Source organism: Streptomyces sp. NPDC047072, from assembly GCF_040643855.1.
GTDB lineage: Bacteria > Actinomycetota > Actinomycetes > Streptomycetales > Streptomycetaceae > Streptomyces.
In genome coordinates this window covers 31,733-43,159 of sequence record NZ_JBEYVC010000082.1, presented here as the reverse complement: position 1 = coordinate 43,159, position 11,427 = coordinate 31,733, and the positions used below count along the sequence as shown (strand labels likewise).

11 protein-coding genes and 1 pseudogene are annotated in these 11,427 nt (G+C 68.6%); 8 read left to right on the top strand and 4 right to left on the bottom strand.

The genetic code is table 11. The features are described from left to right. Window positions 1-143 precede the first annotated feature (143 nt). Entirely contained in the window at window positions 144-569 is a 426-nt protein-coding gene (locus ABZ896_RS29790) for a hypothetical protein (RefSeq protein WP_360935852.1), read from the top strand. Between the two features lie 386 nt (window positions 570-955). On the opposite strand, the pseudogene ABZ896_RS29785 reads toward ABZ896_RS29790, so the two are convergent. From ABZ896_RS29785 to eccE, 4 genes and pseudogenes are all read right to left on the bottom strand, one after another. Next, a pseudogene (locus tag ABZ896_RS29785) lies at window positions 956-1,084 on the bottom strand (SCO5717 family growth-regulating ATPase); the annotation flags it as partial. A 278-nt stretch (window positions 1,085-1,362) separates the two neighbouring features. Beyond that, on the bottom strand, window positions 1,363-1,677 hold the full coding sequence (locus ABZ896_RS29780) for a DUF397 domain-containing protein (RefSeq protein WP_360935849.1): 315 nt from the start codon (window positions 1,675-1,677) through the stop codon (window positions 1,363-1,365). A gap of 136 nt (window positions 1,678-1,813) precedes the next feature. After that, window positions 1,814-2,641: a hypothetical protein gene (locus tag ABZ896_RS29775; protein ID WP_360935846.1), complete on the bottom strand. Its 828-nt coding sequence runs from the start codon at window positions 2,639-2,641 to the stop codon at window positions 1,814-1,816. Next, on the bottom strand, window positions 2,641-3,975 hold the full coding sequence (gene eccE / locus ABZ896_RS29770; RefSeq protein ID WP_360935843.1) for a type VII secretion protein EccE: 1,335 nt from the start codon (window positions 3,973-3,975) through the stop codon (window positions 2,641-2,643). The genes ABZ896_RS29775 and eccE overlap by 1 nt, the downstream gene beginning before the upstream one ends. A 215-nt stretch (window positions 3,976-4,190) precedes the next feature. On the opposite strand from eccE, the gene eccB reads away from it, so the two are divergent. The 7 genes from eccB to mycP (ABZ896_RS29735) all read left to right on the top strand — a co-directional run bounded on the left by eccB (window position 4,191) and on the right by mycP (ABZ896_RS29735) (window position 11,364). Beyond that, window positions 4,191-5,759, top strand: a complete 1,569-nt coding sequence (gene eccB / locus ABZ896_RS29765) for a type VII secretion protein EccB (protein WP_360935840.1) — start codon at window positions 4,191-4,193, stop codon at window positions 5,757-5,759. A 229-nt stretch (window positions 5,760-5,988) separates the two neighbouring features. Then, entirely contained in the window at window positions 5,989-6,309 is a 321-nt protein-coding gene (locus tag ABZ896_RS29760; RefSeq protein WP_360935837.1) for a WXG100 family type VII secretion target, read from the top strand. Between the two features lie 67 nt (window positions 6,310-6,376). After that, window positions 6,377-6,670: a WXG100 family type VII secretion target gene (locus ABZ896_RS29755; protein WP_360935834.1), complete on the top strand. Its 294-nt coding sequence runs from the start codon at window positions 6,377-6,379 to the stop codon at window positions 6,668-6,670. A gap of 257 nt (window positions 6,671-6,927) precedes the next feature. Further along, on the top strand, window positions 6,928-8,196 hold the full coding sequence (mycP, locus tag ABZ896_RS29750; RefSeq protein WP_360935831.1) for a type VII secretion-associated serine protease mycosin: 1,269 nt from the start codon (window positions 6,928-6,930) through the stop codon (window positions 8,194-8,196). Between the two features lie 2 nt (window positions 8,197-8,198). Then, complete coding sequence (locus ABZ896_RS29745; protein WP_360935828.1) at window positions 8,199-8,513, top strand: hypothetical protein; 315 nt, start codon at window positions 8,199-8,201, stop codon at window positions 8,511-8,513. Between the two features lie 39 nt (window positions 8,514-8,552). Next, the gene (locus ABZ896_RS29740) at window positions 8,553-9,938 is read left to right on the top strand and encodes a hypothetical protein (protein WP_360935825.1); all 1,386 of its coding nucleotides are present in this window, start codon (window positions 8,553-8,555) and stop codon (window positions 9,936-9,938) included. Between the two features lie 202 nt (window positions 9,939-10,140). Then, complete coding sequence (gene mycP, locus ABZ896_RS29735; RefSeq protein ID WP_360935822.1) at window positions 10,141-11,364, top strand: type VII secretion-associated serine protease mycosin; 1,224 nt, start codon at window positions 10,141-10,143, stop codon at window positions 11,362-11,364. Window positions 11,365-11,427 lie beyond the last annotated feature (63 nt).

Here is an 11,427-nt window from a genome sequence, read left to right as displayed (position 1 = left end):
GGGGCGGGGGGCGGGGGGGGGGGGGGGGGGGGGGGGGGGGGGGGGGGGGGGGGGGGGGGGGGGGGGGGGGGGGGGGGGGGGCTCGGGCGCCGCGGGGGGGGGGGGCGGGCTCGGTGGCGGTGCCTGCGCCTGTGCTGTCCGGGGTGTTCGCGTCCGTGGCCGCCGTCTGCTGGGCCTGGGCCTGGGCCGCGTCGGGCGCGGCGGCGGCCTCGTCCGGGGACGTGGGCTCGTCGGTGGCGCGCGGGTCGGCGGACGTGGGCTCGGGGTCGGTGGACGACGTGTCCGTGGTGGTGGCTTCCGGTGCGTCGCTCGCCGGGGCGGTGCTCGGGGAGGGCGCGTCGGGAGCCGTGGCCGGGGTGCTGTCGTTCGCCGGGGGAACGGGTGCCGCGGGCGGGCCCGGAGGAGTGGGTGCCGCGGGCGGACCGGGCGGGGTCGGCGCGGTGGGTGGAGTGGGTGCGGCGGGCGGACCCGGCGGGGTGGTGGCCGCGGTCGGCGGGCCGGGGGGTGCCGGGGTCGGTGCCGGGGGTGCGGGCGGGGTCGGTGCCGGTGGGGCTGCCTGCTGTGGGTAGCCGTAACCGGTCGGCGGCGCCGGAGGCTGGGGCGCGGGCGGAGCAGGCGGCTGGGGATAGCCGTAGCCGCTCTCCGGGGCCGGAGGCGTCGGCGGCTGGGGATAGCCGTAACCACTCTGCGGAGCGGGCGGCTGGGGGTAGCCGTAACCGGCCTGCGGTGGCTGCGGGGCCTGCTGCGGGTAGCCGTAGCCCTGCTGTACGGGCGGCTGCGGCGGGGGGTAACTGCTCTGCGGGGGCGTCGGCCGGTCGGGCGCGCCCGACCACGGCGGCGGGGGCGGCACGGCGGGACCGGGTTGTGCGGGGGCGGGCGCGGGGGCCGCCGGAGGTGCGACCGGTTCGGGAGCGGGAGGCGCGGTCGCCGCCTGCGCCTCGGCCGCCGCGTTCTGCGTGTACCAGGCGGGTGCGGCGTAGTCGATGGTGAACTCGCCCGTCATCTCGACGGCGGACTCCGCGTCGGACTGGTCATCGCTGGGCGTGGTCCAGCCCGCGCGCAGCCCGTCCCGATCGCTTTGCACAATTCCTCCTGGTGTGGTCGAGCACTTCTGTGCCGTAGAGGCACTCAAGTGCCGGGCTGGGCGCGGCCGTTGCTGTTGTCCGATGCGTCCGGTGTCCCTGGACGCGAACAACCCACCCGTGGGTTCTGACGTCGCACCCGTCTCAAGCGTAAACGCCGTAGGGGTCGGCAGGGCAGGCCCGTCCACTGTGCGCTTTCGCGCACCGTCCCGCCGCCCCACGGCCGTCGTCGTGTTCCGCTGAACCCGGAGCGCTGTGCCGCGTCTCGACCGAGGTACGGCTACTGGGCCGCGGATCCTTCGTCCTGTGCGGCGGGTTCCAGGTCGAACTCGCCGTCGCGGGCGCCGAGTACGAACGCGCGCCACTCCGCCTCGGTGTAGCGCAGCACGGTCTCCGGGTCCAGCGAGGAGCGCATGGCCACGGCGCCGTCCGGCAGGTACGCGATCTCGACGCGCTCCTCGTGCTCCTCGGTGCCGGGAGCGCTGTGCCACTCGACGCCCGAGATGTCCAGACCGTACAACTCGTCCCGTTCTCTGGCCTTTCGCGCCTTGATCTCCTCAGGAGTCTCCTTGGCGCCGTTGCCCGAGTCAGCCATGGTCAGGGCCCTTTCTGGTGAGCGAACCTCGTGCGGGTTCACCTTACTTGGCCTGCGAAGGGTCGCACGCTGTAGCCGTCCGCTCACGAAATCGCCTGCGGTGACGCCGTGTTGGCCGTACCATGCGCGCTCGCGCTCAGTCCATCCGGCGGGGCGCCCCGAGCAGACCGGTCTCCGCGTCGGTGGGCTGGGTCATCACGTACTGCCTGCTCTTCTGTGTGCACCACAGCGCCACGTTGTCGGCGAGGGACGGCAGCGACTGGCTGTCGCTCTGCCCGAGCCGCATCGTCTTGCCGACGATCTCGGACTCCTGCGGGGAGATCCGCTGTACCCCGACGACATCGGCGTTGCCGAGCAGCCGCGGCGCGGTGGGGCCGAGATAGGGGAGCAGGGTCAGCACCGACTGCCAGGGCGCCGTGGTGAGACGGCTGCGCGGCGGGCGGATGCCGAGGTCGCGGATGATGAGCACCGGGCTCGCGGGGGACGGGCCCTGCGGGGCGATCCGCCCCACCTGGTGCACCGTCACGCACTGCTGGCCGCCGCCGGCCGCCTGCGCCATCGGCGCCCACAGCTGCGGACGGGCGGTCTCGACGGCCACGCGCGCGCCGATCGCCGCCGCCCTCAGCGCGATGACCTGGGCCATCCAGGTGCCGCCCACGAGCACCACGTCGAGCCGGCTCGGCCGGCACAGCCCGAGCACCGCCGGCTGGTTGTCGGGGTCGATGCCGAGGATCACGCCGTCGTCGCCGAGCGGCAGCGTCATACGGTCCAGCACGTCGGCGTCCACGAGATGACGCTCGCGCCGCGGACCGAGCAGACCGAAGGCGGTGCGCAGCGAGCGCTCGGGGCCCTGCCGGGCCGGTTCGGGGCTGCGCGGGAGATGACCGGGCCGCTGTCCGGGCAGCCCAGGCGCCGAGGACCCGAAGCCGGAACGGCCGGAGGCGGGAACGGTGGGAGCGGACATCAGCGGGTACCTCCCAGCGGCAGAGTGGCGAGGACTCCGGGCAGCTGCTCACGGTCGAGCCGCACCAGACCGGTCTTGAAGGCGGCCGCGGCCCGCTCCAAGTGCTGGGCGGCCTCGCCCAGTTCGTTCTCACCGCGACCGGTCAGACGGACGTGCCCGGACAGCGCCAGGGTGCTGCCGCGCCGCTTGCTGATGGTCAGGGAGAAGGTGCTGGCGAGCGTCGGCGCCGAGGTCAGCGCACCGACCAGCCGCGGGAACGACGTTCCGCCGGCGCCCAGTTGGGGCCACCGGGAGACCCAGTACGTCGTGTGCAGCCGGTCGTCGCAGCGCCAGGTCCGGGACGACTCCGCCGTACGACGCCCCGAACGGCTGCCGTCCAGGGCGGCACCGCCGGTCGTGGCGAGCGGATTGACACAACTGGAGGTCGCGATGGCCGCGTTGATGTCCGACTCGCTGAGCACCTTGGCCTGCAGACCGGCGCCCATGAGCCGGCTGGCCAGGTGGTCGGCGGTGCGCAGCAGCGCGCGCCGGGCCCCTTCCATACCGCCGCCGCGGGCCTGGACGGCCTCCGGGCACAGCTCCGGGTCGAGCTTGAGCGCGACCCAGGTCAGCCGCAGGCCCGGGGTCATGCTCTGCGCCTGGAGGGGGCCGTAGGAGCGGACCGCCATCGCCTGCGGGGGCAGGTGCGGGGCGGGCGCGGGCTGGGTGTGCTGGACGATCTGGACGGAGGCCAGCCGGATGTCGTCCACCTCAAGGAGCCCGTGGATCAGGTCGAGGGGGATGTCGCCGCTGCCGTGGGCCGGCCGCAGCGGGGTGTCGGCGGCCTGCACCTGGACGAGCGCGGTGAGGAAGGTGCCGTCGCCGAGCATGCCGATCTCGCGCTGGCGGCGGTCCTGGAAGCTGTAGGTGCGCAGCGCCGGGTCGCACTCGACGGCCGGCGCGAAGCCGGGGTCGGTACCGGGCGGCACGGGCTCGGAGTTGCGCTTGCGGCGCTCGCGCAGGGCGCGGGCGGTGGTGAACCACTCGGGCAGCGGGCGGCCGCGCCGGCGCAGCAGTCCGGCCAGCACCAGCGGGACGGCCAACACGATGCCGACGGTGAAGCCGATGGGGCGCAGCAGCCAGCCGATCAGGATCACGGCGGCGGCCAGCTCGAACCCGACCAGCTGCTGGACCCGGATGGGGCCGATGCTGCCGGGACGTCTGGCGAGGGACGGTGAGACGGGGCCCACCCGGGCGGGGGCCGCGGACCGCTGTGCCGGTGCCCCGTTTCCGTCCGTTCCCTGTGGTGTACGGCGGCCGCCGTCCCGACGCCGCGACCTGGTCGCAGTACTCATCCCCCGTACAACCCCTTTGCATTGTCTGGCCGCGACATGACCTGGCGGCGCATCACCGTACCCCGTACCGTACGGTGCGATCGTCACACGGCATAGTAGAGGCCCCTGCAAGAGCAAACGCCCCGCACGTCCCATTGCTGCGGGCGGCTCCGGGGGAATTCCGCATCCGGCCGCATTCGGAAAAAAAGCGAAAAAAACGGGGAGTTGACCCAACGATGGCGACACGTCGGGATGAGCTGAACGCCTACTCGTTCGCGCGCAGGCGCACGGTGGCGGCGTTTCTGCAGCCGTCTCCGCACGGTTCGGAGGAGGCCGCGCCGCGTCCCCTCAAGACCGTCCTGCCGAGTCTCGGGGTGGCGGCGCTGGTGCTCATCGGGTTCGGGGCGTGGGGCATGCTCAGCCCGACCGCGCCCAAGGGCTGGGACGAACAGGGCAAGAACATCCTGGTCGGCAGCGAGTCGACGACGCGTTACGTGCTGGTGAAGACCAAGGGCGACGGCAAGGCCAGCCTGCACCCCGTGCTCAACATGGCCTCCGCCAAGCTGCTGCTGAACGGCGAGAACCCCCAGGTCCTCAAGGTCAAGGAATCGGTCCTCGACAACAGCAAGTACCCGATGGGCGCGACCGTGGGCATCCCCTTCGCCCCCGACCGGCTGCCCTCGGCGGACGACGCGAAGACGGCCAAGACGTGGGCGCTGTGCGAGGCGCCGGGGCAGGACAAGCAGCCGGTCAGCGCGACGTACGTGCTGGACAAGAGCGACAACAAGAAGCTGTTGGAGAACAGCGGGCAGCTGAGCTCGAAGAAGGTCCTGTACGTCGAGGGACCGACGGACCCGACCATCGGGTTCGGCCCCCGCTACATGGTGACCTCGGACGGGAACGCCTACCTCATCGGCGGCGACCTGTGGCGGCTCAACGGCGACAGCAACACCGCGCAGGACATCGAGCGCGCGGTGTTCGGCGACGGTGCGGAGCCGCAGAAGGTCAGCGCGGACTTCGTCAAGACGCTGAACGTCGTGGGAAGCCTCCAGTTCCCCGAGCTGAAGGACGCCGGAGCCGCGGCGCAGGTCGACTCCCTCGGCCCCACCCTCGGCAAGGTGGGCATGGTCCTCGAAGCCGATTCGGGTGCCGGGCGGCAGAAGTACATCGTCCTGAAGGACAAGATCCAGCCCATTTCGGACTTCACCGCCCAGATGTGGTTGCGCAGCACATGGATCAATTCCGTGTACGGCGGCGCCGACCCGAAGCCGATGAATGTGCAGTTCAACTCCATCCACCCGGCGGACGGTGAATGGATGTCGGAGATGAAGTGGCCCAGGGAGCCGGTGACCCAGTCCAACAAGTACTGGGAGCAGGGCGGGGACAAGGTCTCCTGCAGCGTGTGGCACGGCGGGCAGAAGAACGACCAGACCGGTCTGCCGCTGATGACGGTCTGGACCGGCAAGGACTACCCGAAGGACGTCTCCCAGAGCGGTTCGCGCACCTACGTCTCGCCCGGCAGCGGCCTGCTCTTCAAGCGGGTCACGGGCACCGACGCGGGCGGCGGCAGCACCTTCCTGGTGACCGACACCGGCCTGCGGTACTCCATCCCCGCCCGCAACGACAGCGAGGTCACGGGCGGCGAGAAGGCCGACACCGACGGACAGCAGCAGACCAACAGCTCGCAGGTGCGCCTCGGTTACGGCAAGATCCGCCCCGTCTCGGTGCCTGCGGCGTGGGCCGACCTGCTGGCCGCCGGTCCGGAACTCAGCAGCGGCAACGCCGAGCAGGCGCAGGGGTCGTAAAACCGGCGACGGCCGCGCTGCGACTTTCGTTTCTCACTGAACAAACGCACTTGTGAAAAAGGTGAGTTGAGTTCATCGCGATCCAGCTACAGGACGCATCTGATGTTCGTTCTGTCGGTGGATGCGACTAGAGTGGAACCGGATCAGATTGGATACGCCTGCCGCCCTTCGGTGGTGATGCGCCTGGTCTGGTCCAGTCACAACACCTACGTCTCATGGGGGACAACAGATGGCTGGACAGCAGTTCACCATGACCGAGGAGAGCATGGTCCGCTTCAGCGGCCAGATCTCCACGGTCAGCTCCTCGATCCAGTCCGAGATCCGCCGGCTGCAGACCGTGATCGACACGATCACGGGCGGCTGGAAGGGCTCGGCTGCCACCGCGTACAACAACCTGCAGAACCAGGTCAACCAGGATGCCACCAAGATCAACCAGATCCTGATGGACATCAAGGAAGCGATCGACCAGAGCACCAAGGCCTACGCGGCTTCGGAAGAGGAGCAGCACGCGTCCATCCAGAACATCGCGGCCCAGTCCCCGTTCGGATGACCGGCCCCGTGCGCCACGGCGCACGGCCGAGACCGACCATCCACACATCTGAGGAGACATAGAAGAGATGTCCGGGCAGATTCTCGTCAATTTCGCCACGATCTCCCAGGCCGCGCAGGACGTGCGCAGCACCGCGGGCCGGATCCGCCAGCAGCTGGACGACCTGGAGGGCAACGTCCGCCAGATCGCCACCACTTGGGAAGGCTCGGCGCAGGAGGCCTACCGCGCCAAGCAGGCCGAGTGGGACCAGCGCGCCGCCTCCATGCAGCAGACGCTGGAGGCCATCGCCAAGGCCCTCGACGGCGCCGCGCAGAACTACCAGGCGACCGAGTCGAAGAACGCCTCCATCTGGAACGGCTGACGTGATCGCTTGATGGGGGCGGGTGCGCGTTGAGCGCGCTCGCCCCCATCGGCGGTTGACGGGGCGTACGGATTTTCCGGTCCGTGCGTTCCGTGCGGAAACACAACGGGAGGACGGAAGCAGTGGGATCGGGGGCATCGCGCGCTGTGCGTGCGGGTGTTGGGCGCCGGGGTGTTGGGTGTCGGGATCTTGGGCGTCGAGCCGCCGCGGGGAGTGCCGCGTTGGCCGTGCTGGCCTGTGGGTTGCCCTTGGCGGGCATGGCGCCTGGCTTTCCCGGCGCGGGCGTGGCTGTGGCGGCGTCCGAGGAGCGGGTGCGGACCGTCCTGGCCGACTCCGCGGACTCCTCCGACTTCTCCGACTCCTCCGACGACGACGTGCGCTTCAAGGTCGACAACACCAGCTGCTCGTTCCCGTCCGACCTCATCAAGGGCACGCCCTGGTCGCTGCAGCGCATCGTCCTGGACCAGCTCTGGCAGAACACCAAGGGCAAGGGCGTCAAGGTCGCCGTCATCGACACCGGCGTCGACATCGTCAACGCCCAGCTCAAGGGCGCGGTGGCGGACGGCACGGACTACCTGCACAAGGGCGGCAACGGCAAGACCGACCCCACGGTGGGCCACGGCACGAAGGTGGCGGGCATCATCGCGGCCCGCAAGCTCGACGGCACCGGCTTCGTGGGACTCGCCCCGGAGGCCACGATCATCCCGATCCGCCAGAACGACGACCAGGGCAGCGGCAATGTCGGCACGATGATCAAGGCGATCAGGTGGGCGGCCGACAACGGCGCGGACATCATCAACATCTCGCAGGACACGGCGTCGAAGATGCCGGCGGACGTCGACGCGGCCTTCCTGAGCGCCGTGAAGTACGCCCAGGACAAGGACGTCCTGATCGTCGCCGCGGCCGGCAACAACGGCGCCGACGGCAAGAGCGAGAAGACGTACCCCGCGGCCTACCCCGGTGTCCTCGCGGTCGCCGCCTCCGACCGCAACAACGCCCGCGCCCCCTTCTCCCAGTCGGGCGACTTCGTGGGCGTCGCGGCCCCGGGCATCGACATGGTCTCCACGGTCCCCGTGGGCGGACAGTGCGTCGACCAGGGCACGAGTTTCGCCGCGCCGTACGTCTCGGGTGTCGCGGCCCTGATCCGCGCGAAGCACCCCGACTGGGCGTACAAGCAGGTCATCACCCAGATCGAGCAGACCGCGGACCGCGCGAAGCCGGGCCGCGACGACTTCGTGGGCTGGGGCGTCATCGACCCGGCCGCCGCGGTCAACGACGACACGACGCCCCCGTCCGCGGACGGCCCCAAGGCCGACCCGGTCAACGCGGCGGGCGACGCCGCGAACGTCCAGGCCGCGACGCTGATCCTGGGAGAAACACCACAACAACGCACCGAGCGCTACGCGTTGTACGTGGTTGCCGCCGGGTTCGCTGTGGTGCTTCTGTTGTTCGGGGGCGGCCGAGTACTGAGCGACTGGCGCCGCAAGCAGGGTGTGGGTAACAACGTGGAGTCAACGGGGAGCTGAGTATGGCTGAGCAGTACAAGGTCGATCTGAGCGAGATCGAGGGGACGATCACGAAGCTGAACGGCGTGATCAAGGACATGACCACGTCGAAGACGAGTTGCATGGGCAATACGTATCTGCCGCAGGGTGCGCTCGGGACGGGCTTCGGCGAGGCCAAGGCGCTGTACGACGCGCACGAAGCGATGAAGGAACGTCTCTACGAGATCGTCGCGCACCTGGAAGAGGTGCTGGACGACTTCGGGACGAAGACGAAGAAGACGCATGACGCATACAGCGATGCTGAGGCGGAGAACTATGCGGCGTTCAACAGGAAGTGACGAGGTGTCCTGCTTCGTGGATATGAGGGGGATGTAGACATGGGCGACAAGGACATCGACGACTTCGAGTACGTCGCGCCGAATCAGTGCATTTCGGCGAAGCACACCACGCCGTTCGGGCTCGACTACGACATGGACCAGATGAAGGCCATGGTCCGCGACGCCGACCCGGGAACCGTACGGAGGGTCGCGGACGCCTGGACGGCACTTAGCAAGGACCTCGTCGGAAGCGGCGGGATCAAGGAGAGCCTCGAGACGGCTGTCCAGCACGTCCTCGCCCACTGGGAAGGCGAGAGCGCGGAGTTGTTCAAGGCGCGGGCGCAGGTGATCAGCAAGAAGATCACCGACAGCTCCAAGTACGCCGACAACACATCGGTGTCCCTCCGGGGCGCCGCCGCGAAGCTCGACGAGATCAAGCCCGAGGTCCTGGCGATGGAGAAGCCGGGCAAGGTCTCCAGCGCACTCGACTACATCGGCAACATGGGCGACCGCGACGACTCGGGCGCGAACAACGCCCTGAAGAGCGGCGCCGGCTCCCAGGAGGCCCTCGACAACAACGCGGGCAGCCTGTCGGAGGGCCGCGAGGCACAACTCCGCATGGCCGTGAAGATGGAGGCGCTGGGGGCGGCTTATAACAGCCGGGCTGCGGAGATGGGGACTTGGCAAAAGGGCAAGCAGGTCAGCCAAGATGAGGACTATCCCGGGGATCCGGGTGGCGTGGCACCAGCACCCGTGGTTGTACCGACGGAGAGCGCGACGCGAAGTCCGCAGCGTGTAGCCACAGGCACAGCTCGCACAGGACAGGCGACCCCGATTGGCTCTGCGAAGTCTGTAACTCCGCCGTCAGGCATTACAGGTGGCGGACACAAGCCGACCACCGCGCAACCTCAGGTTGGCACTGCGATTGACGGTATTTCTGGTGGTCGAACCGGAGCGCCCTCAATGGGCGGCACTGGCACGGTTGGCGGCGGAGCCGCTGCCGGTGGAGGCTTCGGTGGTGGCGCAGGCTTCGTAGGAGGCGCGGTTGGCGGTGCTGCCGCTGGAGCTGGCGCCGCCCGCGCTGGAGCCGCGGGCATGGCAGGACGCACAGGTGCCGGAGGCGTAGGCGGCGCGGGTAGCGCCAGGGCCGGTGCCGCGCGTGCCAGTGGCGCATCGCGTGGCGGCGTGGTCGGTGGCACACCCAAGGCCGGCGCAGGAGGCGCAGGCAGGGGTACGGCCGGCGGCTCGGGCCTGCACGGCAGCCGCGGCGCCGCAGGCCGGGGAGCCAACGCCGTCCGCAAGGGAGGAATGGTCGGCGCTCCTGGAGGCCGAAAGGGTCGCCCGGAGGACGAAGAGCAGCGCGAGGGCGAGCGTCCCGACTACCTGATCGAGGACGAGGAGACCTGGGCCCCGCAGACGAATGCGGCGCCGCGCGTCATCGAGTAGTCGTTTGACGCTCATGGGCTCGTGACAGGATGCGTGGGCGTGGCCTTCGGGTCACGCCCACGTGTGGTAACCGGAGAGGAAAGACGGGATGGCCTTTACGCGAACGGTGCGTGCCTTGAGTGCTACGGCTGTGACTGGCGCGTTGATCTTCGCAGCGGCTCCCGCTGCTTCCGCGGATCAGACCAGACGCGATCAGTGGGCATTGGACGCGCTGCAAGCCGAATCCGTCTGGAAGATTTCCAAGGGGAAAGGTGTAACGGTTGCAGTTATTGATAATGGGGTCAATGCCGCGCACGAGGATCTGAAGGGTAACGTCCTCAAGGGCAAAGACTTCGTCGATGACGACGATGATGCCTCGCCAGACGGTGAAGATCATGGAACCGAGATGGCCTCCATTATCGCCGGTCACGGGCATGGTGCGGGCGGAGCTGATGGTGTCATGGGTCTTGCCCCAGAGGCCAAAATTCTCCCCATTCGTGTTAATATTTCAGATGGTTCTGGCTTCGCCGACGAGATTCGTTATGCGGTCGATCACGGGGCGAAGGTCATTAACATCTCCATGACCCTCGTGACCACTCAGTACGAGAATAGCGCATCCCCTGAAGATCTTGCTGCCATCGATTATGCTCTCAATAAAGATGTGTTGATTGTGGCGGGGGCAGGAAATGATGGAATCGGCCCCGATCTGCCGTTTCCTGCGAATGCTGCTGGTGTTGTGGCGGTCGGCGGTGTGGACAAGTCTGGTGAGCACTGGGCGAACTCAAACTACGGACCAGAGGTCATGCTGAATGCGCCTGCTACACGCATTGTGGGAGCAGGGTCGCCGGGGAATCGGCTGCGCATCGGGGATGGAACTTCAAACTCGACTGCTTTCGTATCTGCTGCGGCTGCTCTCTTGCGATCGAAGTATCCTGATTTGACGGCCGGGCAGATCGCGAATCGTCTTGTCAAGACTGCTGTTCTTCCTTCCTCTGTGAAAGGTACTTCCCTACCGGATCAGAAGTATGGCTATGGTGCTATTCGCCCGTTTGCTGCACTGACTGAAAATATCCCGGCAGGTTCGAAGTACGGGCCACTGAAAGTTCCGCAGTCCATTTCTGGAACCTCCTCAGCTCCAAGTTCCGGAAATTCTGATAGCGAGTCTTCTGGCGAAACTGAAAAGGCAAACCAAAAGCAAATGCTCTTCTTCGTTGCCCTCGGTGTCGTCGCTCTGGTCGTCGTTGGTCTCATCGTTCTCCTGATCGTGAAGCTGTCGCGGCGCAACAAGAACGGGAGCGGTGGGCCTGGTGGGCCGGCCGCGTACCCGCAGTACGGGCAGCAGCCGTTTCCGCCTCAGCAGAACCCGTACCAGCAGGCCGCTCAACCTCAGCAGAACCCCTACCAGCAGCCCACCCCGCCTCCGGGCCAGTGGCCGCCCCAGCAGTAGCGACGGGTAGGAGGTGGCACGTTCTTTGAACGTGGCCGGCTGGCGGCATGGGCACCTGTGTCC